This window comes from Colwellia sp. BRX8-4 (assembly GCF_014077345.1).
Lineage (GTDB): Bacteria > Pseudomonadota > Gammaproteobacteria > Enterobacterales > Alteromonadaceae > Colwellia_A.
The window spans coordinates 1-26945 of record NZ_JACGVS010000033.1 but is presented as its reverse complement, the minus strand read 5'-3'; the positions used below and the strand labels follow the sequence as shown (position 1 = coordinate 26945).

Annotated in this window: 24 protein-coding genes and 1 pseudogene; 20 read left to right on the top strand and 5 right to left on the bottom strand. The window is 34.4% G+C overall.

The annotated features are described in order from the left end of the window. Nucleotides 1–112: 112 nt before the first annotated feature. Nucleotides 113–595, bottom strand: coding sequence for a hypothetical protein (locus H4J56_RS18295; RefSeq protein ID WP_182259737.1), 483 nt, complete (start codon nt 593–595; stop codon nt 113–115). 283 nt (nt 596–878) lie between these two features. Between H4J56_RS18295 and H4J56_RS18290 the strand changes: the two genes are divergently transcribed. The 5 genes from H4J56_RS18290 to H4J56_RS18270 all read left to right on the top strand — a co-directional run bounded on the left by H4J56_RS18290 (nt 879) and on the right by H4J56_RS18270 (nt 7959). Beyond that, nucleotides 879–1490 carry an ECF-type sigma factor gene (locus H4J56_RS18290; RefSeq protein WP_182259736.1) on the top strand — a complete coding sequence of 204 codons (612 nt, stop codon included), beginning with the start codon at nt 879–881 and terminating at the stop codon, nt 1488–1490. A 6-nt stretch (nt 1491–1496) separates the two neighbouring features. Next, entirely contained in the window at nt 1497–2183 is a 687-nt protein-coding gene (locus tag H4J56_RS18285) for a protein kinase domain-containing protein (protein ID WP_182259735.1), read from the top strand. Nucleotides 2184–2216: 33 nt separating this feature from the next. Continuing rightward, nucleotides 2217–2639, top strand: coding sequence for a hypothetical protein (locus H4J56_RS18280; protein WP_182259734.1), 423 nt, complete (start codon nt 2217–2219; stop codon nt 2637–2639). 206 nt (nt 2640–2845) lie between these two features. After that, on the top strand, nt 2846–7387 hold the full coding sequence (locus tag H4J56_RS18275; protein ID WP_182259733.1) for a tetratricopeptide repeat protein: 4542 nt from the start codon (nt 2846–2848) through the stop codon (nt 7385–7387). A 32-nt stretch (nt 7388–7419) separates the two neighbouring features. Next, a complete protein-coding gene (locus H4J56_RS18270; protein ID WP_182259732.1) occupies nt 7420–7959 on the top strand; it encodes a hypothetical protein in 540 nt (179 codons plus the stop codon). Between the two features lie 261 nt (nt 7960–8220). Here H4J56_RS18270 and H4J56_RS18265 read toward each other — a convergent pair whose 3' ends face one another. Then, on the bottom strand, nt 8221–8637 hold the full coding sequence (locus tag H4J56_RS18265; RefSeq protein ID WP_182259731.1) for a hypothetical protein: 417 nt from the start codon (nt 8635–8637) through the stop codon (nt 8221–8223). 1132 nt (nt 8638–9769) lie between these two features. Between H4J56_RS18265 and H4J56_RS18260 the strand changes: the two genes are divergently transcribed. The 10 genes from H4J56_RS18260 to H4J56_RS18215 all read left to right on the top strand — a co-directional run bounded on the left by H4J56_RS18260 (nt 9770) and on the right by H4J56_RS18215 (nt 20258). Further along, the gene (locus tag H4J56_RS18260; protein WP_182259730.1) at nt 9770–10012 is read left to right on the top strand and encodes a hypothetical protein; all 243 of its coding nucleotides are present in this window, start codon (nt 9770–9772) and stop codon (nt 10010–10012) included. A gap of 86 nt (nt 10013–10098) precedes the next feature. Then, the gene (locus H4J56_RS20045) at nt 10099–10386 is read left to right on the top strand and encodes a YqhA family protein (protein ID WP_182259729.1); all 288 of its coding nucleotides are present in this window, start codon (nt 10099–10101) and stop codon (nt 10384–10386) included. Nucleotides 10387–10411: 25 nt separating this feature from the next. Further along, nucleotides 10412–10603, top strand: a complete 192-nt coding sequence (locus H4J56_RS20040; protein ID WP_182259738.1) for a hypothetical protein — start codon at nt 10412–10414, stop codon at nt 10601–10603. 42 nt (nt 10604–10645) lie between these two features. Beyond that, nucleotides 10646–14500 carry an AAA family ATPase gene (locus H4J56_RS18245; RefSeq protein ID WP_182259728.1) on the top strand — a complete coding sequence of 1285 codons (3855 nt, stop codon included), beginning with the start codon at nt 10646–10648 and terminating at the stop codon, nt 14498–14500. 55 nt (nt 14501–14555) lie between these two features. Then, nucleotides 14556–15326, top strand: coding sequence for a hypothetical protein (locus tag H4J56_RS18240; protein ID WP_182259727.1), 771 nt, complete (start codon nt 14556–14558; stop codon nt 15324–15326). A gap of 272 nt (nt 15327–15598) precedes the next feature. Beyond that, on the top strand, nt 15599–15949 hold the full coding sequence (locus H4J56_RS18235; protein ID WP_182259726.1) for a hypothetical protein: 351 nt from the start codon (nt 15599–15601) through the stop codon (nt 15947–15949). Between the two features lie 987 nt (nt 15950–16936). Next, the gene (locus tag H4J56_RS18230) at nt 16937–17215 is read left to right on the top strand and encodes a hypothetical protein (protein WP_182259725.1); all 279 of its coding nucleotides are present in this window, start codon (nt 16937–16939) and stop codon (nt 17213–17215) included. Next, the gene (locus H4J56_RS18225; protein WP_182259724.1) at nt 17212–19752 is read left to right on the top strand and encodes a hypothetical protein; all 2541 of its coding nucleotides are present in this window, start codon (nt 17212–17214) and stop codon (nt 19750–19752) included. Before H4J56_RS18230 ends, H4J56_RS18225 begins: the two co-directional genes overlap by 4 nt. Continuing rightward, on the top strand, nt 19752–19934 hold the full coding sequence (locus H4J56_RS18220; protein ID WP_182259723.1) for a hypothetical protein: 183 nt from the start codon (nt 19752–19754) through the stop codon (nt 19932–19934). Before H4J56_RS18225 ends, H4J56_RS18220 begins: the two co-directional genes overlap by 1 nt. 3 nt (nt 19935–19937) lie before the next feature. Then, a complete protein-coding gene (locus H4J56_RS18215) occupies nt 19938–20258 on the top strand; it encodes a hypothetical protein (protein WP_182259722.1) in 321 nt (106 codons plus the stop codon). A gap of 133 nt (nt 20259–20391) precedes the next feature. On the opposite strand, the gene H4J56_RS18210 is transcribed toward H4J56_RS18215, so the two are convergent. From H4J56_RS18210 to H4J56_RS18200, 3 genes are all read right to left on the bottom strand, one after another. After that, the gene (locus tag H4J56_RS18210) at nt 20392–20994 is read right to left on the bottom strand and encodes a hypothetical protein (RefSeq protein WP_182259721.1); all 603 of its coding nucleotides are present in this window, start codon (nt 20992–20994) and stop codon (nt 20392–20394) included. 310 nt (nt 20995–21304) lie between these two features. Next, a complete protein-coding gene (locus H4J56_RS18205) occupies nt 21305–21979 on the bottom strand; it encodes a protein kinase domain-containing protein (protein ID WP_182259720.1) in 675 nt (224 codons plus the stop codon). Between the two features lie 3 nt (nt 21980–21982). Continuing rightward, nucleotides 21983–22576: a sigma-70 family RNA polymerase sigma factor gene (locus H4J56_RS18200; RefSeq protein WP_182259719.1), complete on the bottom strand. Its 594-nt coding sequence runs from the start codon at nt 22574–22576 to the stop codon at nt 21983–21985. Between the two features lie 194 nt (nt 22577–22770). On the opposite strand from H4J56_RS18200, the gene H4J56_RS18195 reads away from it, so the two are divergent. From H4J56_RS18195 to rimO, 5 genes and pseudogenes are all read left to right on the top strand, one after another. Beyond that, nucleotides 22771–23595, top strand: coding sequence for a hypothetical protein (locus tag H4J56_RS18195; protein ID WP_182259718.1), 825 nt, complete (start codon nt 22771–22773; stop codon nt 23593–23595). Nucleotides 23596–23642: 47 nt separating this feature from the next. Further along, on the top strand, nt 23643–24020 hold the full coding sequence (locus H4J56_RS18190; protein WP_182259717.1) for a hypothetical protein: 378 nt from the start codon (nt 23643–23645) through the stop codon (nt 24018–24020). Nucleotides 24021–24027: 7 nt separating this feature from the next. After that, nucleotides 24028–24402, top strand: a complete 375-nt coding sequence (locus tag H4J56_RS18185) for a hypothetical protein (protein WP_182259716.1) — start codon at nt 24028–24030, stop codon at nt 24400–24402. A 114-nt stretch (nt 24403–24516) separates the two neighbouring features. Further along, nucleotides 24517–26493, top strand: a complete 1977-nt coding sequence (locus H4J56_RS18180) for a M10 family metallopeptidase C-terminal domain-containing protein (protein ID WP_182259715.1) — start codon at nt 24517–24519, stop codon at nt 26491–26493. 96 nt (nt 26494–26589) lie between these two features. Next, nucleotides 26590–26945, top strand: a pseudogene (gene rimO / locus H4J56_RS18175) (30S ribosomal protein S12 methylthiotransferase RimO); the annotation flags it as partial.

The window sequence follows — 26945 nt, the reverse complement described above, 5'->3', positions numbered from 1 at the left end:
TCAAAAATGTTTTGCCAGTGTTTGATTTTTTGCTGTTTATTCATAATTACCTCATGTTAATTTACTAAGATAATTATGCGCAGGCTCGATTAATATTGGTATGTGGGGCTAATTACGCGCTTACTGTCATTCTGTGCATTTCAATTCGGCTTAAGCCATCTGTGCCTGAGAATAGTCCAAATGAATATTGAAATTCATTGCTTAAACCCGAATTAAGTTCTCTGTTATATCCCATAATATCGGTAAAATGATATAAAACTGAACCAACGATACCCTCACCATCATTTACAAATACGCTTCCAGGTAGATGATTGTTTGCATTCTCATATCGTGCCCCGAGTCCTAAAAACGCATTCGCCATCATGCTGTATACATCATTTTTTGTAGCTAATCGCCATCCTTCATATTCATCACCCGAATCTAACTGAGAAGATACATATTCGTAGGTATCTTTATTATTAATACCAAAATCCATCCATTCGAAACCTGTGGTTTCATCAATAAAGCTACCGTTCGTGGTATCTGTAATCAATCCAGCAGATGCTGTAAATGAAAATGCTAAAAAACCAATAACACCTACAATTTTCTTAAACATATATTTCTCCTTTATCTTATATAGCGTTTTGGTGAGGTACCACCAAAGCTCATTCCTGTAACTTTAAAATCAGTTATTTATTATCGTTTTGGTTTGTATTAAAAAATGCAGCCATAGCGCGTTAAATAGTTGTTTTTAGAACTGGGTATAGAATATAGATAAGATGAAATTGAGGTAGGTACGTGTTTTTTTATTAAAAATGCAATACAACAAAATAAAAACAAATTTTAATAATATATTGAATATTATAGTTTTTTACTTGATTATGTATTGATAGGTTTATATGGAAATTACTCTAAATTATTTAAGTAGATACATGATGTACACTATGGATGAAGAAGCACCAATCACAGCGTTAATTGTTGAATGGAAAAAGGGCAGTAACGCTTCATTCAATGAACTGTTTAAACACTGTTATCAGCATTTTAAGCATGAAGTTAGAAAACAAAAACTTAAACAAGCCAATAATGTTAAGCCAGTAGATTTTTGTATTCAAACAACAACATCAATTGTTCACGACGCTTACCTAAAATTATCTCCTCATAGAGAACAAGCAGTCTGTAATCGTAAAGATTTATATGTATTAATTACTCAAGTCGTTAAATCTATTCTTTACGATCAGTACCGAAAAGCCACTTCACAAAAAAGAAATCCAAGTAACAACCTCATTCCTGAAAGTTTTGAGAGCGAATCTTCAGAATTATTGGCAAAATTACTCTTGGCTGATAAGTCATTAAAGCAAGAAAAGTCACGTTGTACTGAAGTCTTAAATTTAAACTTATTCGCTGGATTATCGGCCGATGAAATAGCGCAATTATTGAGTATCTCCGTTCGTACTGTTCATAATGATTTGAACTTTGCGAAAGCCTGGTATTTAGAAGAATTGAGCGCTTAGGTTATTATGAGTGATTTATATGAATTATTTCAAGAGCTTGCCATTGTTGATAAACCTTTACAGTCAAACTGCTTTAGTCAACTCGAAACCGAATTTCCTAAAAAAGCAAAAAAGTTAGCACAACTATTAAAGCACCGTGGTGTATCAACAGACGTGCTGATTGAAAAAATATTTTCTCCTTTAACCTTAGTAGACAAACCCGAGCTGAGATTAGGGAGGACAATTGATAATAAATACAAAATCGTTGAACTACTAGGTCAAGGTGGTATGAGTGATGTGTATAAAGCAATTAGGTGTGATGGCTTAATTGAACATACTGTTGCGGTTAAATATTTTTCGCTCGCCGACACCTTTGAAACAGCCCTACAAATGATAAAAAAAGAAGCGCAAATTCTGGCTCAATTAGACCATCATTACATCGCTAGTTTCATAGATATTGGTCATGACGATAATGATGAACCCAATATTATGATGGAATACATCGAAGGGCAAACCTTGTTCAGCTATTTAAAAAAATCACCTAAAGACACAGCGTTAACTCAGGTTTATGCCACATTAGATGAAGTTAAAGTATATGTGGAAAAGCAGGGGGTTATTCATGGTGATATCAGTTTAAACAATGTATTGATTGATAGAAATGGTAACGCCAATATTATTGATTTTGATATTGCTCAGTATAAATATCAGCAATGAATTTAATTATTTTAATAAAAAGAGGAAAACAGTTTGAATTCTAATAAGTATTCTGAATTAGCAGGAAGAAGAATGATGGCTATATTTTTTTGGCTTTTTCCTCTTCTATTCTATCTTTTTATTGATGAGCCTTCTATTCGAATTCTCGATGCACTCACTGGACATTATATCTTTATATTCTTAATTAGTGCTATAGGTCTGGATGATAAGGGCAAACATATATTCTTTAGTTTTCTACAATTAATAGTAAGTTCTTACTTATTAATTATTTTTTTGTACCTTTTATATGAGGAATCTTTTTCTTATATATGGCTTATCGTTACCTTATTTAATGTATATATTATTTTTTTAAATTACGTTGAATATCATCATCTAAATGAGGAGTCATATAGCTACACTACAAAAGAACTAAATATTGCCGCGGTAGTAGTAGCTTGTCTTTATGTTTATATATAAACGTGAATGATTGTTATAAAAATAGTCATTATTGAATAATGGTATTAATAATATATTCAAAAGTTAAATAATAAATGGGATTGGGTTAGTCATTACTATGGAGCATAATATTTAACAGTTGAGTGTTTTAACGAGTTAATAAATGATAAAAACTCTTTTTAGAATTAAAAAAATAACAACAAGTTTATTCGTGAAGGAACATTGAAATGACAACATTATACCAAGACTTTATTAGCGATTTAGAAGACTCAAAACTATCGCCGCTATTAATTGAAGTGCAAAAAAAACACATTGACGAATTAACATATAATGATAGTACTTTCTCTGCTGAAAATTCATACCTCAATATTTACAATAATGTATTAACGAATAAAAACACAACTAATGTTGTTATTATTGATGCTACAAAGGGTAAAAACACGCAAATATTAAATGCCTTTTATGAAAAAACCAACATGGCTTTAAAAAACAAACTGGGGATTAATTCTTTAATTAAAGCTGGGGTTTATTTTGCAACAATGGGCTTAGGTGAATTAGTCAGTAAAGACATTACCAATAAAGCGACTGAACTCCTTGGTGATAACTTGGATAAAGTTACAAAAGTTTTTGATAATGATTGGATTAACGAACAAATTAGTAAACAGATCACAAAAAAACCAGCATCTCTGGTGACAGATACCGTTGAAGATGCAGGTAATACAGGTGTTGAAAAGCTTAATGAAAAACATCAATTGGGTAGTGAATTATTTATTAGCAAAAATGCGAAACCAAGTTTACTCGACTTAGCGAATAACATCAGTGAATATCAAACTCCCCATCAAGCAATGCAGTTTACCTTAAAGTTGTTAACTGCATTGGGCTTAGATGCACCCAAGTTAATCGTTATAAATAACCCCTTTAATTTAGATTCGGCGTCGTTATCATTACTTTCATTGTTATTTTCTCATGCGAAAGATTTAAAAGAAAAGGGGCAAAGTACTAACGTTTCAGTGCTGTTTAATTATACCCAACAACAACCTTATGACGAGCCTGCTAATACAAGTGAAGCTGAAAATGAAAGTTACAATACTTTTATTAGATTAAAACGATTACGCCATATGGTGCAACGTTATGGAATGCTTGAAAAACCGGGATCCAGTATTCCTACACCCGCAATTAAAGCCACCACTTTTGTCGGGCGTGAAAATGAGTTAAGTGAGCTAACCAAAGCACACGCCACTTTTATAGCGTTTCACCAAGAGAGCAAAGATAGAAAAAAAACAAGCCAATGGACTCTGATTAAAGGCGAACCGGGCACAGGTAAAACAGCCTTAATTAACAAGCATTTAGCAAATATCGATGAAAAAAGTGACGCTCGAAATCACAGTCAAATTAAATTGAGACTCTTGAATCAAGTTGGCCACAGCTCTGAGGTGACCGGACTTGCATCATTGATACAGTCAATACAGTCAGAAGCAGAGCGATTAACCCAATATTATCAAGCCAACCAAAATTTTATACAAGAAAAGATATCTGAAAAAAATCTAGCGTATAAAAATGCGAAAACTGAAGTGAAACATTTAGAGGATAATCGAAAAGGATTATTCAAACTTGTTAAGGGTGCAACGGAATTTGTTGCCGATGTAGCTAGTCTTGCAACGCTTTACCAAGCAGGTACATCTGCCCTTAATACATTCACATTAGGTAAAAACCATCGACAAACAGGTGAAGCTTTACATCAAGAAAATAGCAAGGATAAAAAACAGGAGCAATTTAACCAACTCAATATGGCATTACGTTATTTATCAAATATTGCTCAGATAGTTGATAAAAAGGCTGAACAGATGCCACTTTTATTATTTGTTGATGACTTACAGTGGATAGATGAGTTAACGGCTGAATTTATATTAGCTCACTTATTGCCAGCTTTCCCTACAGAATTATTGTTTACTGCGCGTGGCTCAGACAGCGAAACCAGTTATAAACTGGCGGTAGAAGAGCAAGGGCATTCGCCTTATAAATTAGCACTATTCGATGTTGCAAAGCTTTCACACATCAAGGTAACTAGCGAAAGAAAGCCAAAAAAATTAGTCGCCAATCAACTCATCACGCTACAACCGCAAATCATAATTAAAGGCATGGACCATGAAACGCTGTCTGAGTTAATAAAATTAACGTACCAAAATGCGAGTAAAGATCAAACCGATTCTATTGCTAGCGCGGTAATGAACGCATTAAGCGTTGAAAGCATTACAGAAACGACTCAGGTTATTACATTATTTGCTATCGAAACACTAAACCTAATAAGTGACCCTTCTTTTTACCGTAAAAACACACGACTTACCCCGTTAATAATACAACCTAAAAAAGGTGTATATGAAATTAACGCGCTAGAAAAACAAGTGTTAATTAATACGGTAGAAAATATTTTTACCCTGTTACGAGATGCGCATACTCAGGCTTATACTCATGATAGTTTACAAGATAACAGCAACAATCATTTTACCTTATCTTCTTACGCAGTAATGGAAGAGCGTTTGTTCATCATTGGTCAATATTTTAACGAATACAGTAATGCAGCCATCTTTAGTTTGCAATTGTCGGCACTTATCGGTACCCCGTTTGAAAGTACCTTGGTACAGAAAATGATCACCAAAATTATTGGTGTGGACTTGAATGAATATCCGTTACTAGAACCGCTAAAACTTGAGTTGTCTCAACAAACGGGTACAGCTTTAGAGCCAGAACACTATGATATTTTAGAAGAAATACTAGAAATATTGAAACGCTTAGATCTGACTAAAAATATGCACCAATTTAAACATGGGTTATTTTCTAACTTTCTTAGGCAGAAACTGAAATATGAGTTTCATACTCTCTTTTCAGCTCATACACCTAAAGAAGCTATGAATATGTTTTTCGATTTTTGTAGTCGCCTTCTTATTGTCGAAATCGAAATAATTGAACGGGAAAAAAATAGTGTTGCTTCAATGTTTTTTCAAAACTGGAATAAAGAAAGAGATATAGAACTACGATATTATAGGTCTGCTTTATTAAATGTTATTGAAATGGCATATGAAATAGATGCTTCAAAATGGACTTATCAATATCGACTTTGTTTGATGAGTAATGCCGAAGACTCTGCAAAGAGCAAAGGAATAGATTTTTCTATAAAACTCTACGAAAAATCGCTTTATATTAGTGAAGAGTGTCATAAATCTGAAGAAGGTAATGAAGCATCTAAGTTATTATTAATTAAATCTTTAAATGAATTGGCCACTATGTACAAAAGTGTAAATAGAAGAAATGATGCTATCAAAATAGATGAGCGAATACTTTCGATTATTAAACCACTCTACGGTAAAAACAAAATACTTTGGGTCGAGCGGTATATTGTGGCCCTAGGTCAACTTGCTATTAGCTACATCAGTCAGAATAAGTATGAAGGCGCATTAACATTGCAAAAGCAAGCAATAACCTATGTTGAAGAATTTTATAATAAATTTCATTATAAAACGAAATGGATGAGAATATACTCTCGTTGTTTAAACCAAGCTGTTGAAATTTATTTACACCAACCTAGTGGCTCAGAAAATTCGATTGAACTTTGTACGCGCTCTCTCTCTATATCAAAGTCACTATATGAAAAATGGAAAGATACTGAATCTACTGTAGATTATGCCAAAGTTTTATCGACGAAAGCACTACTTTTATCTAATCAAGATAATGATATTGAAGCGATTGAATGCCAAAAGCGTTCGGTCATGTTATTTAAAGAGTTATATCAGAACGATAATGAAATGTTGGCAGATCTTTATACTAATGGTTTAAATAAACTAGCAGGACTGCTTAATATTTCACTTAAATATACTGACTCGGTTTATGTTCAGAAAATATCTTTGGATATTATTGAACCTTTATTTGAAAATGATAATACTCGTTATAGCTATGCTTACTCTAACGGTTTAAATAACTTAGCTACAAGTTTTATAAATTTACAAGAATATGATGAAGCTAAAATATTAAGAGAAAAAAATCAGGTGATTTTAAAGGCTTTATATGAGCAAGACAAAATTTTTTGGGTGGAACGATATATAGACAACATGTATGGCTTGGTTTCCATATACGATAAAGAAGGCGATCATAGTAATGCTGTCCAATTAATTAAAACTATGAAAGTCATACTTGAGCCTTTATTTGAAAAAAATAACGAAATGTGGGCGGAAGAATACATTGAAGTGTTGATGATGCTAGTACACGGTTATAATAACGTCGGCAAAGAAAGAGAAGCAACATATTTACAAGAACAAAGTATAATATTATTGAAGCAGTTATATGAACAAGATAATGCTCGTTGGCTTCGTAAATATCTAAACGGTTTGAATAACCTAGCATGTAGCTACGGAAATTTTGGTGAAAGCGACAAAGCGATAAATATTACGGAAATGATTATAGAAATAATTCGCCCTTTATTTGAAAAAGACCACAAAGAGTGGGCAGATAAATACATTCAAATACTCTCTTCGTTAGTAAATAGCTTTTATGCACTAAATTACATCGGAAAATGTACCTCAACGCTAGAATATTTGACGACTATATTGGAAGTTCTACACTCAGAAAACTATTCCCTTTGGGTTTCAAGTTACGTCGAGACATTAACAACATTAGAGTCAATATATAAAACACAAAAAGCTTTTGAAAAACAAAGTGAAGTCAGAGATAAAATCTCTGCGATTTATGCAAGTGCAATAACTGAATCCCCCTCTTAATACAACATGAAATAGCATAAAAAGGACGATGTATGTTTTTTTGGAAAAAAAAAGAAAAGAAAAAAACGGTCGAATTTAAAGAAAAACCACACGTGATTCGTTTTATAGATAAATTGACGGGTTATCGAATGGTATCTACAACAGTTATCAGTAACAATAATGGTAGTCTGACCCAAAAAGAAGTTGGATATGCTATATTCGAAATAATATGCAGAGGTCAAGGACTTGTTGCTTCAAAACAAGAAATGGATGGTGAGTTATGGTTCGTAGCTGTTTATCCAGATCGGCCCAAATTGACTCAAGCCAAAATGAATATTGATAGATATGATATTAGTCATTTCATGGCTATTGATCAGACGATACTTATTGCTCTTTTTGGGGTATGTAGGGGGATCAGGGAACCTTCAGTTGATTGCGACGTATATTCAAGTGACGAATATTCAATGCAAGTAATGTTAGCGCTTTGGGCGATGGGGTATGATCTAGACTCTATTAGAGTACGCGAGAAATATATTCATTTAAAGGAGAACGTTAGTAAAATTGTTGGTGGACTATGGGAAAAACAGGGGTAGGTTCATCTTAGCTAATTAAATTTATTCTGATAATTATTCATGAATTTATGGATAACTATTTGTGTGAGTAACGCTACTGACCTGGTCCAATATATTTGGACACCTCGTTAAGTGAGTAAACTAAACGAGGTGAAATATGACAAAGAACAAACAACGTAAACATTATTTTGATAAGTTCAAAGAAGAAACTCTGAGTCTAACCGAAAAATTTGGTGTGGTTCAAGCTAGTTAAGTCAAAAAATGTCGATTCAGTGAGAAAAATCACATGTCATTTTTATCAAATATATACATCAATAGCATAGATGTATTCATTACCAATAGAGATAGTCCTGTCGTCCATAAGATATAGTCGCTAATAAGATTTCCTAGCCCTTGATACAATATTTGTACACCAAATATTTCAGTACTTGAACTAGCATATACCTTTGATAATAACATATACCCTAAAAGCAAAATAGAGAGGATAAAAATAGTAGCAGATATTCGAAAAATGGCTCTTAGTGCTAAGTTAAGATGAGCATGAAACAGCACATCTAATACGAAAATCAAATACAAAAAAATCGCTGAATAAGTAAATAAATCATATGAGGCTAAAGTATTAATCACTGTTGCCGTATGTGCGTAAACCAATGTCAGTATAAAAATTAGAACAATACCACCACCAATAGCTTTACCCATTATTTGAATCCCTGTTTATCTCACTACTTCTGCCATTTAGGTCGTGACTGATTATCAAAAGCTCTTCATGAACATTTTTATTGCCATATTCCATCGTTAATTCCTTTTATTATCTAAAAATATTATATCTAACGAATTTTGAACCACTCTGTAACCAATCAGGTGACAGATTTTCTTTAATTCCGTCTCTAAGATAAAGGTGTTCAACTTCTGCGAAGGCGTAGAGCATTAGAAAAAAAATTAACACCACCCAAACTAAACTGATAGATGAATCAGGAGGGTAGTCACTTTCATTGCTTATTTTGAAAAATAGTATTGGAGTAACTAGACATAATAAACAGGCGGTCCAATAAACAAGCATGAAAAGAGTGCCAAGAAAAAAAGATTCAGCGGAAGAATACAACTCGCTTCTTAATATTGAAAAAAGTACGAATAAAACGCTCATTATATGAATTTTGATTAAATCGAATAATGGTTCAGATTCTTGACTCTTTGATTGATAGCTAGGATCAAAAAATAAAACACACATAAAAAAATTTACAAATCTAGTGAGCATTGTTGTTCCTATAATTTAATCTGAGTATTGTAAAACGGTCTACATCTGTCCAAATTTCACCTAGGTTGTTAGGTGTTTTTTGGCTGTTTGCTCAAGTGCAAAAATTTAGTTGAATTTAAAGTTGAGCCTTGTGATGAGCTGAAATAATCCTTTATGTTACTCATGCTCTATAATTCCGCCGTGGGTATTCTTTGGAGAGCTGATTTTCCGTGATTTTTTGGGTTTTAAATATTTGAAATAACAAAACCGACAATATAAATATGATATCAGAAAAAGCTATTAAAAGTAGCAAGATGGAAATGTTTTTTATGTACATAACACTATGTACATAAAGCTTTAAGTTTTGTTAGTTAAATAAATGACGTTCATGAATTCACCATACCTATTGGAAAATATTTCTGTGGTATACATGAGGTTTACAACGATTAATGCGATACTTAATATTTTAAGGGGATAGGCTGAAAATCGACTTTGGCTACGACTAAGTTGCATAAATTCACACTAATTACGTATCTTTGTATGTTCGTGTAAAAGCGATATTTTATAGGGCTGATAATGTTTAAATAGGTTTGATGAATGAGTGCTAATAGAGCATTTTCTAAAAAACATAATGAGTATTTTGAAATGTCATTTTTTGTTGAAGTTTTCGATAAATACCTTCAGTACTGTGAAAAACATTGTTTTACCCCTCAGTATTTAGCGAATGAGTTTAAGCTATTATTAAGTAATGGAATTCCTGATGAATTTGTAACGCAATTACTTTACCATTCAAAACTTGAAGGAATATATTCTAAAAAGCATATTGTCGATGTGCTTTAGTCGCTAGATACTTGCAAGTATCTGTTGACGAATTTCTTTACGATGTTAGATTATTTACAATAAAGCAATTTTAATAAGGATGTTAAATGGAAAAGCGTTTTGAGTCTTTGCTTTGGAGTAGCCGATTACTTCAACTTTTTGGTGTTGTTTGTAGTGTGATCACAACTGCAACTTTAATATTATTGGGTTGTGTCGAGGTGTTTCATTTATTACAAGGAATGTTCTCTTACCTAATTACTCATAGTTCAAATGTTTCTCGAGATAATCTAATACTTATGGTGATCGGGATCCCTGATCCCTTCCTACTTTCTTCTATCCTATTTATCTTTTCCTTTGGCTTGTATGAACTACGTATAGCCCAATTGAGACTCTAAACAGCATCAATCAAAAGCCTTTCAAATTAGCAGTATTGAGGAATTAAAAGCTAAGCTAGATAAAGTAATCGTGATGATTTTAGTTATAAAGCTATTTTCATACCTTGTTGAAATAAAAACCGAAAATATTATTGAGCTTTTATATATGGCCATCATAGTTTTGCTTGTTTCAGTTAGCCTTTGGCTTGAGCATGCAAAAAATAACGGCCTTGATTAAATGAGCCTTAGCTAAGTACTTCCTAAATTTAAGATAATTATAATGAATCAGAACAAATTACTTAACACTTTTTTTGAATATCGCACGGTACAATGCTCTGAAATGCCAATGGATGATTCTATGTTAGAGCAATCTGATGTGATTTTACCTTTGGTTTTACTTTATATCCAGTTGGCAATCAAAAATACCAAGCTTGAAGATAAAGTACTTAAATGTAAATTGGTTAAACAAGCAGAATCACTGTGTTATTTTTCTGCTCAAAATGTAGAGTTTATCGATGAATTTATTGCGCTAAATATTCTTGAGGAATTGGGTGGTTATAGTGCAATTTCAGCGATTGAAGGAAATGGAACCAGCCCTGTAGATATAGAATGTTTAGTCACGATGTTTCGTCAGTATTTGCAAGATGTTCCCGAAGGGCAAAACTTAAACGATGATGATGACTTCTATCCGAAATTTTCAGAACGCTTTTCATTGAATTTAGATGTAGACTTCATTGAAGCGCAAATAGAGGTAACAGAAAGTTATTGGTATGAACAAGAGTCATCAATAAACGAAGAAAGAGAAGGTGAAACTCCCCGTCCACAAAAAGCGTTTGAACTGGAAAAACAGTATGTGCGCCTAAACTTATCTACCCAGTATTTTTTTGAAGAACTATCTGTTGTAGCCTGTGCTACATACCTTTCTAAAAAACCATCATTTGAAGTACAAAATATTAGGGCAGAAAAACTGCCTGAAATTGATTGTGATTTGGTGCTTTCTGTACTTATTGGAACCCCACATTTATTGACGGTATTGGCAAGCCAATTTCAGTGTCAACCAAGTCAAGTCACAATGCCTGAAGATGTTTACCAAACGAGGAAAGTATTAAAAGAACAGGTGGTTTCCCGTAGTTTCTCTGCAAACAATGACACAAGTAAAAACTGGTATCAAATGGCGAAAAGCCATGCAGTTAAACTTGTGCTAAATAACGATGTGCAATCTTGCTGTGATGAGGCGTTTAATGGTGATGAATTTACCCCTTCGTTATTTATTGAGGCATTACTAAAACTTGAACATCAGAGTATTATTAAACTCAAACAGTTAAACCAGTGTACTAGCCATATTGTTAAAGCTATCAAAATTGAAAAACAACTTAAGTATGATTTAAACAAGCAGGTTATTGGACAACGAGAAGCTATTGAGAGTTTAACTAAAGGCTATTTAACGTCCAATATAGGCGAAAGTGAAGGGCCAAGGCTGATATTTACCTTCGCAGGCCCCTCTGGCGTAGGTAAAACTTATTTATCCTCTATTTTTTGTGATTTGTTAAATCAGTATGAAAAGTCGGGATATGTTTTCACTACTTTCAATATGGAGCAATATGCTGGCAAGCAAGATATGATGAAACTGTTCGGCAGCGGGCTGCAATACAATGACGCCAACCTCGGAGTATTAACAAGTGCCGTGCGAGCGCAGCCAAGGCAGATATTACTTTTTGATGAAATTGAAAAAGCCCATCCCAATATCATTCAATCTTTATTGAGTGTTTTAGATAAAGGTGTGGCTCAAGACCAAACCAGTCAAGAATTTATTAGTTTTACTCAGTGCATTGTTATTTTTACTACTAATCTTGGCCAAGGCATATTGGCCAAAAATAATCAAAAACACCCACTGAATATTTTTGACGTTTTACGTAATACTGAAAACCCAGCGACTAAAACTAAGCTCTCTGTTGAGTTCATTAATCGATTGGCGAAAGGCTATTCGATATTGTTTTCTTCTTTGCAAATTAACCACTTTGCCTACCTTGCAGAAAGAGAACTTAACAAGCCAACAACCTTTCAAAATATGCTTAATTTTTATTGGCCAGAGAATTTTCCTTCTTTTTTACTACAATCTTTAGCCCCTGAAATAACAGCAAGGCAATTAACCAACTGTTTGTCCAAATTAAAGGCTGAAATATTATCCAAGGCTAGTGATCTTATTGATGAAGATATGTCGTTAATATCTTGCAAGATTAAGGTAGAAGAAAATACGACTGCCGCGGAAGTGAAAAAACTATTATTGTTTGATAATGATATGAGACTTCAATCGCAGCTCGAACAGTCTGAATTTATGCTTTCAGCGAGTCTTATCGACAATATTGAAAATATCAGAACAAAAATGGAAGAGCAAAGACCTGATGCTTTTTTGATTGATATTGAATCTGTTTCTAATATTCAGTTATCTCTAAGTGACGTCATCGATGAAGTTCATAATGTGAATATTAACGTACCAATATTTAGTTATCGTGTCGTATATACAAAAGTCGCTAAGCCTTGCGAGCAAGCGTGCAACCATAATGTACGAGAGCACTTCGATTTAGATTTTGCAAATGTAGGGCAGTCGTTTCCCGCCATGCTTAAACGTATTAACTATTATCTGACCATGGAAAAAGCGGTATTACGAATGATTTCTCGTAATGAACAGTTGCAGTACCAATGTTTGATCGAACGAAACAATAATGACCTTGAAGTTTCATTCAGTAATTTAGCGCGTCGGCAGATAGTGAACTCAAAGGACTTACAAGAAACGAGTTTATTCAACCATAGTTTACCTGATAATTCACTCGATGATGTCATCGGTCTTGAAAGAGCAAAACGTAGGCTTAGCGAAGTTATTGGCTGGTTAAAGTCACCTGAAAAGCTACAAAACTTTGGTGTAAAGGTGCCAACAGGCTTCTTATTTTCGGGTCCTCCGGGTACCGGAAAAACCTTACTTGCCAAGGCGGTTGCAGGTGAGTGTGATTTGCCGTTTTTCAGTGTGGCCGCTTCTGAACTTTCAGCGCCTCATAGCGGCGGTACAACTGAAAATATCAAACAGTTGTTCGTCACGGCAAGAAAATATGCACCATCAATCGTCTTTATTGATGAAATAGACGCCATTGCCACACAACGAACAAATAATTCAGATAGTAGCTCTCGTGATAAAAACTTAACGGTAAATGCGTTACTCACTGAAATGGATGGCTTTTCATCGGGAGAAGCGCCGGTGTTTGTTATGGCAGCAACTAATCACCCGCAGTTACTTGATAAGGCGATCACCCGTCCTGGGCGTTTTGATGAAACCATTTATTGCGATCTTCCTAATAAAAAAGCCCGTTTGACGTTTTTCGAACGCTTTGCACAAAAACATAAGCTTAATTGGCAAGGCGCTGAGTTACAGCAGTTGGTTTCGTCTGCTCAAGGCATGTCTTCGGCTGAAATAGAGCAAGTGCTACGAGAAAGTATTTACCAAGCGGTTGGGGAAGATAAACAACTTACCACTGAGCATATTAAACAAACTATGATCCGCATTGTTTACGGCGCTCCTTCTGACCATATTTTCTTAGGAGCAGAAGAAAAACGTCGTACAGCCTATCATGAAGCTGCACATTTATTAGCGTACAAATTACTCTTTCCTAAGCAGCCGATAGATTTTATTACCATAGAGCCAAGAAATCAGGCGTTGGGTTTTGTTGCTACACGCGCTTCTGAAGAATATGAAAGTTATTCAAAACGTAGGGTGATGCATAAATTGCAAGTATTGTTAGCGGGTAGGGTGGCTGAAAAACTTTGTACAGGAGACAGTGAAGAAGTCAGTACCGGAGCGTCTAACGACATAGAAAAAGCCACGCAACTTGCCATGCATGCCATTTATGAAGGGGGCATTGAACCAACCGTTGGGCCAGTGAATGTTGCTATGTTAACCAAATTTGAAGAAAGTGAGTTGTTGTCAACGGCACAACAAGCGGTTAAAGAATGGCTAGAACAGGCTGAAAAGCAGGTAGAAAAACTACTAACAGAGCATTATCAGCAGCTAACTTTAGTTGCTGAAACCCTGTTAGATAAAGAGTCATTGTTAGGTGACGAAATCGATCTTCTGTTTGATTCTTAACTAGGTTGAAAATTAAAGTGTGTATTTTAAGATTAGAAATAAAGGAAGGTAAATATTGTTAATCAAGCTTACTCAAGGGTTTAAGTTCATCGTTAAACTTATACCTATCGCAGCGGTTATCATTGTTGTCTTTAGCATAACAAGTTTATATTTAAACCCTGAAACGGGAGTGAATAAATTATTACAAACTAGAGGCTCTATGAACCACTTACACCAGCGAAAAGAATATGGAGAAATTGTCTTGGTTGGCGATAGACCAGAATTACTCCAAGTTTCTCAGGACCAATACAAAGTACTTTTCAAGAATACACATTTTTTGGGAATTAACGGCATTGAAAAACGACGTTATGCCATTGAGAACTTTTATTTTGTAATGCAAAGAACAGATCTAGTTACTTTTGAGTTATTAAGCGTGAGTAACTATTGGCTAAAGGACGTAACGCCAGACTTTGACGTGAAAACAACGCAAGTAATTCCTAGAAAGCCGGTATACCTTTTAAAAGGCGGAGCTGATATAAGGACCATTAACTTCAATTACAGTCTTGCGGGTGCTAAAGGAAAAGAAAAACTAAGAAAAAGCTACATGGCTGACATTAAATCATTTGATGAGAAGACAGTAGTACATCTAGTCAAAACGTTTGGTGACAAAACCTTTATGCAGAAATGGCGATCAATTTACTATCCGGATGTAGTAAACAAGATGACAGCAAAACAATTCACTAAAGCCTTTAAACAAAAAGTAGGTGATAAGTATTTACAAGATTTTATTGCTGTTTTAAATGGTGATGCGGTCACGTTAAGACCACATGTGTCTCAGTCCTTTTAAAAAAAAGAATCTTGGTTATATCGCACTTTTTTCTCTAACGTAGAAATAGATAGTGATATAAGGGTTAACTTTAACTTCAGAAATGTTTTTAATTTACCTTTTGTACTCGTCTCATATCTGATTGCTATTCTTTCCATTAGGCTTTACTGGAAAAGAGTATTTTAAGGTTTAGCCATGATGCCTACCCATTTCTAATTTTTTCAGTATTTTTTATTTAAATAGAGATCAATAGTTTTGGCCAAAGTGATAATTTGCGCAAGAAGTGAAGGCATATGACAGAGAACACCAATACCATTAATTTTCAGAAGGTTCATTTTATGGCGCAACTCCGAAAAATTGAACTTTGTGATTTTGATTTATACCCAGAGCCAGATGACTCTGAGCTAGAATGGCCGTTTGCAGATAAAGTAGATTTTTATATGCAAGCTTATGCACTTAATTCGTTGGAAGCTTTATTTAATAAAAAACTAACGTTTGAGCAGTTTACAGTGGCTTTTGAAAATAAGATTTCCATAAAAAGTAAAGACATTGGTCGTGAGTACTTTTACGAAGAGTTACGTTTGTTCTCTGAAGGGATCAGAGCTGATAAGAATGAAGATTTATACTATCAAATTCAGATTTGAATTATATTAAAAGGATAATGACTAAGATAATAGTAGCTTTAGTCTTTTTACCTACCTTGGTATAACTGGAATAGCATTTTTATCGCGTATTTGTTTCCTAGGTGCTTTGCTATCATAATCTTTGGCGAAATAGTTAATTCGGACTTGGCGATATATCTATAAGTGTTAATGCTTCTTTCTTTTCGTGAGTTTCACCATCTGATTTTTAGTTTTTTATTTTAATACTTTTCCCTATCCTGTCGTCATCCACTGCCCTAGCGCTAGTATTGTGCTTAATACTACCATCACTAAACTTTCACTTATACCTTAATAATTGAAAATATAATTAAAACCTATCATAGTATTTCTGTGTTCGGAGTATGACAATCTCGTATTTTTTATTCATTTGGCCCTTTGTTTTTTCGGTGTTTTTGAGGCTCTGTTCGATAAGACCTAAATCTTTTTGGGTCTTTTTCAAAACGTCGATCTTGGAAGCAAATAGGCCTAGTTTTTTGCATCATTTTATTGGCGACCATAAAATGACAATGTGGCAGATAAGACAAACAAACAACCGAAAAAGTAACTGGTGGTTGTAAGTGTTTTAGATGCTTTTTTTTAAAAGAGACGAATTAATAACACGATGGTTAACGCTACAATTGAGAAACCAAAAGGATAATTAGAAAAGGGGGGGCTTGGCTAAATCCCCTACGATGACTAATTCGCCTGCTATAGTAATTGATTTAGGGGACTTTATTTATTCATAATACCGATAAATAAAAATAGTGATGTAGCGGAGATTGTCAATTAGGTATTGTTCATTAAATGCTCATAAAATTAATGTTAGTTCAATTATTACCCATTGAATTTTATATCTTAATTGTAGTTATTGTAGTTATTTTAGTTTAAAGTTGGTCTGGTAAGTTATTTGTTACTAATTGTTAATGCTTTGAGCTAATGGCGTGAATGGAGTCATCTTTGAAAAAGTTATCTAATAGGGCATATATCAATATGCTTATCATATTCCTCTTAAGTTTAATGCAAATAGGGTGTCAATCAATGCCTGAAAAATCAACGACTGCCGTCACAATAATGAAGCTAGATATCACGCAAAATAAACAATCAAACAACCAGAAAGTTAATGACTTAAATACAACGGAATCGGATCGTTGCGCTAACGTGAAGCCTGAAGATAAACATTACTACGCATGTGTAGATAGAAAGCCAGATCCTGATATCGAAAAAGAAGAAACTGACGTATATATATTAGAGTGGAAGAAAGAGCAATGATTGAGCGCAGTAGCTTTCATGGGAAAGTTATTCTCTTGATCGCCATTTTTGTTATCTATATTGGGCTAGAGCTATCCGTCAATTTATTGCTTATCGATGTATATTCTAAACCACTTTCAATAATATTTGGCAGTTATGAGTATGCGGCAAACAAATTAGAATTATTTGGTAGGGTATTAACCGGTTTTGGTTTAGCCCTAACATTTATCAGTTTTATTCCTGTTGATAAATTGCCACTTAAAAAAGCTAAGTGGGTAGTAAAACCACTCGTTTTTATGCTGATGTGGCTTATGATTATTCCAACATTAAGGTTAGTCGTAGATGGTTTTATACACAATACAACCAATGTAGATAAACTTAGTGCGGTAAGAGCCATTGTGTACAAAGAAGGTTATTTAGCTAATCGTTTAGCGATTAAAGACTTTGATGAATTTAATGCTATTGCCAAAGATCCTGAGCGTAAAGATTTAGTTGTGGCGCTTATCCCTTCTTTGGCTTACTTTTCAAGTAGTTTTAACGGGCTAATCGAACGTAATACTGAGTCTATTGCAGAGGCTTTTTTATCGAACAAACAGTCGCAAAAGTTTACGCAAGACGGACTACCTCTATTAAGAAAATTTGATGCCTTATATAAAGGGGAGCTTCAACAATATAAAACCGCGGATGTTAGTTATGCCGTTGCGCTTAATAAATTGAAGGACAAAGAAGCTATTACCGCGGAGAAAAATAGCTTAATAACGTCGGTTAATTCAGGAGTTCAAAATCATTGGAATAGTTATATCTCTCAATTTGAATTAGCGGGTAATTTTCTCGATGATATTGCTAAAAATCAATCGTTGCGTGAAGCTCATCATAAATTTAAAGATAGATACCGTAGTAGTCGATGTGATACACAGTGTCGCGGAAATGTTAACCAAGAACACGCTAATTACTTTAATCATATTACCTATGAAAATGGTAGAGGCTTAGGGGTTCATGTATTACCTGAGCATATTTTTTATAGTGTATTAGGCACACAAGAACGCATAGAATTAATGTTAGAAAAAGGTCGTAAACACTGGCTTAAATTAGTATATGGTGTCGATGAAGAAGAAAATATTGAACAATATATTGCCAGCGGTAATGCACGAAAATTTGCAATAAAGCACCTTAAAGAAAAAGGCATTGTAGTACCTGATACTTGGCAATTCTCAGACACAATGATTATTGAACAAAAAATTATTTCACGATACCAAAAACAAGCAGATACGGTATGGATAACATATCGAAAAAACTCACAATTTGATATCAGCGATATAGGGTTAGACCGGTTTGGATTTGCTACACATCCAGTTGTTGAAAAGCACGCTAGGGCAACATTACGGCAGTTTTATATTGAAGATTTCTCCCCTGGGCTACCGGAAAAACCTTATTTAGATAAATGGTTAGCGCAACAAAATAATATTTCCTTTATACGAATGGTTACCTCTACTGCTGCCACTGCGGCCTTTTCACCAGGAGGTGTATTATATGACATAGGTAATGATGCCGTTAAATTATCAGTGATCCCGCCATTAAGTATTGGGTTAAGCTTTTTGGCTATTTTTTTATTATTTGGGAAGCTAGGGTATTATTTAGTAAGAAGTAATAGTTATGGATACTTCGCTATTGTGGTGATCGCAGTTGGTCTAATTTTTATTTTGCCAACTTATCAATCTGTTAGTAACCCTAATTCATACCATAAAATGATGGCGGCTTTTTCTCAAGAATTTCAAAAAGGTAATGATAAAGAACAGAAAAAATCAAGTGCTTTTGGTTATGCGTTAGATTTGGAAAATGGTTTGTTTGCTAACTATAAAGATTTGCCATTTGTTAAATCGGTTGGGCAAGAGCTTGGTATCGGTTCAAAACAAGGCTCAAGACAAAATAACTTATCAGAAACTGAAGAATACAGTTCATATGAACGTAATAGCTTCATTCGGGGGTTGCGTGCATATGACAATGCTTTTTACCATGTTTTTGATTGGATACCGGCTAAATTTAATACCGGTAATATTGTGCAAGCCTTTGACGCTAACGTAACTATTTTAAAGCGTGACCAAACCATCGGTGCATTTTTAGGTGTTTACTTTGACGGAGAAAAAGTAAAAGAAGTTAAAATGCCTAACTTTCTGGTTAATTCAGATCTTGGTTTGTTGTTAGAGCAGCGGGTGTTTTTTGACTCAGACTTTTTTAGCTTAGCGAAAAATTTTATCGATAATTATGATGACCCTGTTTATCTGATGAGTGTCGCTGATGGCTCTTTTATGCGTGAATCTGCTATTCAGCGAATTGAAAAATCGATGGTGCAGTATTTAAATGAGAATAAGTATTTTTCCAACTCAATGAAAGCGTTAAATAAAGAAGGTTATAAAAATTTAATATTATGGCAAGTTAATGCAGGCGAGCAATATCGCTGTTTTACGCTTCCTTCCATAACGTCGGATATGTTTAGCCAAGCAGTATTAAATAATAGTATTAGCTATGAAGAGCTACAAAACTGTAGAGGTTTCTTATAATGTTAAAAGCAATCAAGAGTTTTGCAATGTCAGAGCTAGTGAATTACATTGTTATTTTTATGATATTTACAGCCGTATTTGTTGGTTATACCTACTTGCAAACACAACAAGAACAACAAATGGTACAAGCGCAGCAAACCATAGAACGAATCAAATTAAAAATCGCTTTAGTTATGGAGTAACTCATGCCACATACGACACAGACAATTGAAACCGGGAAAACAAAAGAATCTATCTTTAAATTTGAAATTAATATTCCTGTAATACTAACTATGGGCTTGGCTATATATTTAGCTTTTTCATCACACCAAGCTAATTTGAAAAATAGTGAAAAGATAAATCAATTGTTGGTGAAATACGAAAAAACATTAAATAGTGCCATTGCAGGTGATCCAAGTACTTTAAAGGATTATAGAAAAAACCTTAAACGCGCTGTCGCGGGTTTATCCCCACAGGAAAAGAAAATATTAGAGTCCGTATTGGCGCTATCTTCAGGTAACAAATGACAATAGTAGTATTTTTTATAGGGGTATTTGCAAAAGTCTTTCTGTGATTGTCTCTATGTATAAAGCATACAAACACGTCAATGATATATATTTGTCAGAAAATATTCTTTAACGTCTACCCCTGAATGCTTTACTAAGATATTTCAACGGCAGGGTGTTGTTGTACTTCTTCTGGAGTTATCATTACTTGCAGACCCATTAGCTCCTTAAGTTGTGGTTCGACCAATACTTCTAATTGTTGATATAGGCTGAACCGTTTTAAAAATAACGCGAGTTTAATACCACCCATCCCCAAAAAGAAACAGCCAGCGAATACAATAAATTCGTCAAACATAAAACCAAGGGCAATACTAGCAAAGAATACTACTAAAAAATAATAAGCTTTGAAGTTAGAATTATCAATGAAATTTTCAGCGATACTTTCTAAATCAAAGGATTTTTTCTTTTTAGTATTATGGTTAACATAACCACAATAGTAGCCTGTGTCGCCATTATCGATTGAAACTATCGATATATTATGGTTTATTCTAGCCTCGACTGATTGATCTAGTAGCGATACTAATTTTTCACTACCATCGTTTTTTTTGAGCCAGAACTCCTGGTTGGTTAATACTTGAGAGTGTATTTGTGTTGTTTCTACTTTACCAACGTTGCTGTTTGTTGAATAAACATGTGTTTCGGCGTGCTTGTCGTTTGTTAAGAGCATTCCTGTGTCGACAGATATTTCAAATTTCATAATGTAGTTCCTTTACAACTAGATGATTTTCAATTGAGATATTAATATGGGTACAACAAAAATACAATTGATATTCAATGACTTTTAATATTTTTCGATAAACTAATATCGATAAAAAAATAGATGCAAGGATTCATAAAAGTTAGGGGAGCTACACGTCAGGGGAACTCAGTGGTTATGGGCTTATGATTATGAACGACCTTATGTAGGAATAGGCGGTATTACCATGTCCTGGTGCTATTTTGGTTAACAGTATTTATTTTGTGTATGTGTTTTAGTGATCTTTATATTGAACTGACGCAATTAGCAATTAGCAATTAGCAATATCAAAATCGATGATGTTGGCATTGCCATTGGTGTCGACCAGTACATTGTTTTTGCTCAAGTCGCCATGTTCGATACCTTTTTCTTTAGCATGTTCAATAGCGGTGTTTAGCGTTTCATTTACTTGAACTTTCGCTTTGTCACTAGGCGCTGAATTGAGAAATTCGAATAAAGTGATGCCGTTTATATATTCCATCACAATGTTTGGCTCTTGATGATCATCATGACCAATATCAATAAAGCTGGCGATGAATTGATGATCAAGGTTTGCCAATAACTGCGCCTCTTTTTTAATCATATTAAGGGCTGTTTTATTTGAGTCGGCTAAGGCGAAATATTTAATAGCAACGGTATGTTCTATTAAGCCGTCTATTCGCTTGGCTAGGTAAACATCACTCATACCACCTTGGCCAATTAACGATTGAATTTGATATTTGTTGTTTATTAAGCGTCCGATACGAATACTTGTATCTTCGTTATTAATGATCCCAAGATGTAAGTATTCGAGCATCTCGTTGGCTGAAGAACCACTGTGTTCTAATAAGCAGGATAACTCGGTTGCTACTGTTGAATTCTGTTGATGCAGTTGTGTCATTTTCTGCGATAATAATTCTTTTGGCAAACTAGAATATTCTGTAAATAATTTATAAAGCAAAGACATAGGTTAAAATCCGTTGAAGTGGCTATGATACCAAGCATGCGCAAATTTGAGTTCATTTTGTACTGTACGCAGAGATATACTATACATATCAGCAATTTTCTTTGCATTTAATCCAGCAAAAACATTGAGCTGAAGAAGTTCTGCTGCCCGGGGGTTCTCCTGTACCAGCGCATTATAAACGCGCTCCAAGTCACAGATTGTTTCCGCAATATTACAGTCGTATTCAGGCTGTTTTTCTTCCTGAGGCAGGGTGTTTTTCTGCGCATTTTTACTGCGAGATTGATCCTTCATTATTGAATAAACAACCTTACCAATAAGTCGATAAAAGTCTGCTCTGTTATCAAGTTTTGCACTGGTTACTTTGCCTAACCGAGGATAAAGGTGATTGATAATATCAGTGGTTGAATCAATACAAACCGACACTTGATTGACATCAGTTTGTTGGTTATTTAGGTTTTGAATTTTTGTCTTGCGTATTTGATGTCGAAACTGTTGGTAGCATTGAATAAACAATTCATCGTAGGCAGTTTCATCGCCATTTTGCCATTGAGTGAGTAGCTCAGTTACCGGCACGTCTGATAAAAATTTTATATCCATATATCTGTTTTTATTTGAGTTGTTATAAATATGCTAACACGTGACATTTAATGCTTCTAGTTTAATGGCCGTTTATTCAACAAAAAATAAACATTATATTTTTTTTCGTTTTTAGTTCATTGCAACGTGTCTTTTCGTTTTAAAAATAAGAGTCTAAGGTGACAGCATAATTTTTTAGAAGGTAATTTGTAAATATGGAAAATCAACAAATCGTGAGTTACAACAAAACTAATGCGTTAAGCCATCTTCAAGTGATGAACAAACTAGGAACCACTTTTTTCATACTTTTCATCGTAGGAGCTTTCTTACCCTTGGCTGATTTAGGTGTCTGGTCTGATGAAACATTTAGTTTATACAATATTGCAAACCCAATGGTGTTGTTGGTTATCGCAACCTTAGGTGTGCTTGTTACCTTAACTGGCCTTAGCCGCACAGCTTCAAGATTGTTATCTTTAGTGTTTGTGGCTCTTGTTGTTGGCTGGTTTTTAACTCAGCTTTATGACATTTATGATATGGCAAAAGTAGCGAGAGAAATAAGAGGGCGTGACTTTGAGTTCAAACACTTTGCGCGTTCAATAAAAGTTATGGCTCAAGGCTTGCCAATTAACAGCGCAGACGACCTTTTTTCGGTGGCTAGTGTTTTATTAATGGCTTCTTTTATTGGCTTAGTGGGCTGTATCTTTTCTCCTCGTTATAAAGAAAATAAGCAATTTAAAGCGGCAATTTTAGGTCAGCCAGTTGAAGTAAATGAATCAACATCAACAGGAGATAGCACAGAGGTTAATACTGCTAAAGCCTCTTCACTTGTAACTAACCTAAAAAGTACTTTGAGCTTAGTTATTACTAAAGCTATAGCGTTCATTAAATATGTTTATCAAATTATTAAGCCCTTGATTAATGCACTGCTAGATAAAGGCGCAGATATTATTTGCAAACAACAACCCAACTTAAAACGTGAACAAGTAAAAATGGTATTGCTTGGGATCATAGTTGTTCTAATTTATCTCATCATTTTTTGATTTTTAATCATCTATAACGAATAAAAAATATAATAAAGGACAGATTTATGAAATGTATAAAATCACTTGGTTTGGTTGCTATAACACTATCTCTAACAGCATGTGGTGGAATAAAAAGCCAAGCAGAAATTACACAAATGTCACCAACAGAAGTCGCTGTGCTGGCGTGTAATGCATATAAAAATATTGAATTAGAGCAGCTTCAGTTTTTATTTCCTGAAAAAGCGTACAAAAAGTTTATTAGTAAGAAAAGTAAGTATCCAGAGAAGTTTGCTGCGTATGTAGAAAATGCAAATTGTGAAATTAAAAATACAGAATCCATAACTTATAAAAAGATAGATTCAACTCGTATTACTTTTGAAAAATTCGATGCTATTAAAGTATTTAAAGTAGATGGTCAGTATCAAATAGCAGTTGAAGGATAAGCACATTATGAAAAAAACAATAATACTCTCAGTTCTAGCAGTCTTAGTATTAAGTGCTTGCGGCGACCCAAAAGATGAAGCCAATAAAATTGCACAACAAGCTTGCATAGCTGATAAGAATAGCGATATAGACGCTTTAAGTGAATTGATGAACGATGAAATGTTCGAAACGAACAGAGCAATGCATGAAAGTGCTGATCCCCTAATGAAAAACCTATTAAAAATGCTTAACTGTGATTTGAAAAGTACGGAAGTATTAGATGATGGTAGTTATATCGTTAATTTCAAAAAACATAATAGCTATGAAGTCAAAGAGGTTGATGGTGATTTAAAAGTTGTTGGCGACAGTATTTTTAAATTCATTCTGTTTAGTTTCGTATGATAATTATCTGAAATTAAAGATGATTGTTATTTGTTTTCCGTTTATCATTGCTGTCTATATTGGACTGGAAACTCTCTAATAATGACAGGGAGTTACCACTTAAAGGATTTAAAAATGCTCAAAAAATTTGTGCGTTCAGCACTTTCAATTTCATTTTTCACGGCAACATTAGCAACGGCAACATTTGCAAGTGCCTCAGACCCCGTTGACTTTAATACAACACACGTTTTTCCAACTGATAATTTTGACTTACAACGAGCTGTTGAAGGCTTACGTCACGCCCCTTATGATTATTGGACTGATATTCGCTGGAATGAAAAATCTCCATTGGGTACACCTATAACTATCAAGTTTGCTTTTTCAGGAAAAACGATAGGGGGACGTGATGTCCGTGATTTCTATCCACGTGAAAAAGAATTAATTATAGGTGCTTTAACTAGTATTAGCCGTGTTTCAGGGATCAACTTTGTTGAAGATGATCCTATAGATAGGACTGAACGGTATGATTTGTTATTCGAAAATATTGCGGGTGATATATCTTTCTCAGGGCTACCAAGTGATCATCGTTCACCTATAAATAGTGATGATTGTGATAACGGAGGAACTGACTGTGAAATAGGTGCAAGACTTATAGATCTCAGTGTTAATGGACTACTTGACTATCTTAATCCACAACGCGAATTCGATGAGGCAAATTGGGTAGTAGACTATAAGCACGATTTATCAAAAGCGAAGTCTGAATTGCTTTACCATATATTGCAGTCGCTAGGTGTTTACCCTTCAGATCATGCAGGGGTAAATGTAAAGCTAACCAGTGAATATGATAATAAGTTTTATACTTTAATGTCTCCAAATATTGGAGACTCTTCATCTGAAGTATTTTATCCTACCGATTTAAAAAAATATGATGTAGCGGTATTACAATACCTATACGGCAAAGCTGAAAATACCAACACGGGTGATACCTTGTATACCTATGATGATTCATATGATTTTCATCAGATCATTTATGATGTTGATGGAGTTGACACCCTTAGTGTTGCTGATACTGCCCGAAATAATATTATAGATTTACGCGCAGGCGCCTTTAGTTCAATAGCACCAAATCCTACTGGTTTTTATGATAAAAATATTGGAGGAGAACATTTAAACCGTAGTAACAATAATTTATCAATTTCTTATGGTGTGGTAATCGAGAACGCCATTGGTGGTAAAGGGGATGATGTTTTAGTTGCTAACTCTGTAGCTAATATGCTGTATGGTGGTGACGGTATTGATATCGCTAAGTTTGCTGGCAATAAAGCTGATTATACTATTGAAATCATAAACGCTTATACGGTAGAGGTAACATCGGTTGTGGTTACTGAAGATAAAGATAGTTTGGTTGATTTTGAATTTATTCAATTTGCAGATGAAACCATTGTCATTAATAAAGCGCCTGTAGTTACTATGCCTGAAACAATTACAGTGAGAGAAGGGTTACAAGCGAATATTGCGGTTACAGTTACACAACCAGATAATGATATTCATAGTTATACATGGACTCAACTTGATGGTATAGAATTAACACTGGAAAACGCAGATAACTTAAATGTTAATTTTGTTGCCCCTAGCGTTGATGCCCAAGAAACTATTAACCTGCAATTAGTAGTTTCAGATGGTACTAACGTTATAACCAACACTGTTACTATTATTGTAGTTCCAAACAACACACCAATAATAACTAATGTTACAGCAGACCAAACTGTTGATGAACGAACAACGGTCACATTAACTGTTATCGCTACTGATGCCGACAATGATGCGCTAACTTACCGTTGGGTTGTAAATGACGCAACAGTAATATTAACGGGTGATACGACTGAGACTGTTTCATTTACTGCTCCTGATGTTACAAGTGATACTGCTTTAACTGTTCAAGTTTTTGTTTCAGATGGTTTTGATGAAGTGAGTAGCGAAACACGCACTGTAACTGTTACAAACATCGAAGCTCTCGTCTTTCTTCCAACACCTGAAGAGAAGAAAAGCAGTGGTGGCTCTTTTGGTTATCTTATCTTGCTAATTGCGGGTTTAAGATTATTTAGAAAGTAAATATCTTTAAATATACTTAGCGTTGGCCTCGTTGTACAAGAAAGCCAGTTTTATTAATTAACTAAACTGGCTTAACTTAGCTGAAAACAGCCAAGAATATTATCAAAGCCTTTAAACATAAAGCTCTCCTGTGGGATTGGTGTAAGTATGCTCGGCTGCCCAAAAAATCTTGCTGATAGTTAGCGTATCCTTACTCAGCTTCGCACTGAAGGTTACGATGTAACCAATAGCTACGATGATGCAGAATTAGTGATTGTAAATACCTGTGGTTTCATTGATTCAGCCGTTCAAGAGTCTTTAGATACAATTGGTGAAGCACTTGCTGCCAACGGTAAAGTATTGGTTACTGGCTGTTTAGGCGTTAAGAAAGACGAAATCATCGAATTACATCCTAATGTTTTAGGCGTTACAGGACCTAATGCTTACGATGAAGTGTTAACACAAGTACACAA

What these genes read in the sequence shown, in the direction of transcription:
- H4J56_RS18295 (WP_182259737.1), bottom strand. Translation starts at nt 595, where the DNA reads ATGTTTAAGAAAATTGTAGGTGTTATTGGTTTTTTAGCATTTTCATTT.
- H4J56_RS18290 (WP_182259736.1), top strand. Translation starts at nt 879, where the DNA reads ATGGAAATTACTCTAAATTATTTAAGTAGATACATGATGTACACTATG.
- H4J56_RS18285 (WP_182259735.1), top strand. Translation starts at nt 1,497, where the DNA reads ATGAGTGATTTATATGAATTATTTCAAGAGCTTGCCATTGTTGATAAA.
- H4J56_RS18275 (WP_182259733.1), top strand. Translation starts at nt 2,846, where the DNA reads ATGACAACATTATACCAAGACTTTATTAGCGATTTAGAAGACTCAAAA.
- H4J56_RS18270 (WP_182259732.1), top strand. Translation starts at nt 7,420, where the DNA reads ATGTTTTTTTGGAAAAAAAAAGAAAAGAAAAAAACGGTCGAATTTAAA.
- H4J56_RS18265 (WP_182259731.1), bottom strand. Translation starts at nt 8,637, where the DNA reads ATGGGTAAAGCTATTGGTGGTGGTATTGTTCTAATTTTTATACTGACA.
- H4J56_RS18260 (WP_182259730.1), top strand. Translation starts at nt 9,770, where the DNA reads ATGAGTGCTAATAGAGCATTTTCTAAAAAACATAATGAGTATTTTGAA.
- H4J56_RS20045 (WP_182259729.1), top strand. Translation starts at nt 10,099, where the DNA reads ATGGAAAAGCGTTTTGAGTCTTTGCTTTGGAGTAGCCGATTACTTCAA.
- H4J56_RS18245 (WP_182259728.1), top strand. Translation starts at nt 10,646, where the DNA reads ATGAATCAGAACAAATTACTTAACACTTTTTTTGAATATCGCACGGTA.
- H4J56_RS18235 (WP_182259726.1), top strand. Translation starts at nt 15,599, where the DNA reads ATGACAGAGAACACCAATACCATTAATTTTCAGAAGGTTCATTTTATG.
- H4J56_RS18230 (WP_182259725.1), top strand. Translation starts at nt 16,937, where the DNA reads ATGCTTATCATATTCCTCTTAAGTTTAATGCAAATAGGGTGTCAATCA.
- H4J56_RS18225 (WP_182259724.1), top strand. Translation starts at nt 17,212, where the DNA reads ATGATTGAGCGCAGTAGCTTTCATGGGAAAGTTATTCTCTTGATCGCC.
- H4J56_RS18220 (WP_182259723.1), top strand. Translation starts at nt 19,752, where the DNA reads ATGTTAAAAGCAATCAAGAGTTTTGCAATGTCAGAGCTAGTGAATTAC.
- H4J56_RS18215 (WP_182259722.1), top strand. Translation starts at nt 19,938, where the DNA reads ATGCCACATACGACACAGACAATTGAAACCGGGAAAACAAAAGAATCT.
- H4J56_RS18210 (WP_182259721.1), bottom strand. Translation starts at nt 20,994, where the DNA reads ATGAAATTTGAAATATCTGTCGACACAGGAATGCTCTTAACAAACGAC.
- H4J56_RS18205 (WP_182259720.1), bottom strand. Translation starts at nt 21,979, where the DNA reads ATGTCTTTGCTTTATAAATTATTTACAGAATATTCTAGTTTGCCAAAA.
- H4J56_RS18200 (WP_182259719.1), bottom strand. Translation starts at nt 22,576, where the DNA reads ATGGATATAAAATTTTTATCAGACGTGCCGGTAACTGAGCTACTCACT.
- H4J56_RS18195 (WP_182259718.1), top strand. Translation starts at nt 22,771, where the DNA reads ATGGAAAATCAACAAATCGTGAGTTACAACAAAACTAATGCGTTAAGC.
- H4J56_RS18190 (WP_182259717.1), top strand. Translation starts at nt 23,643, where the DNA reads ATGAAATGTATAAAATCACTTGGTTTGGTTGCTATAACACTATCTCTA.
- H4J56_RS18185 (WP_182259716.1), top strand. Translation starts at nt 24,028, where the DNA reads ATGAAAAAAACAATAATACTCTCAGTTCTAGCAGTCTTAGTATTAAGT.
- H4J56_RS18180 (WP_182259715.1), top strand. Translation starts at nt 24,517, where the DNA reads ATGCTCAAAAAATTTGTGCGTTCAGCACTTTCAATTTCATTTTTCACG.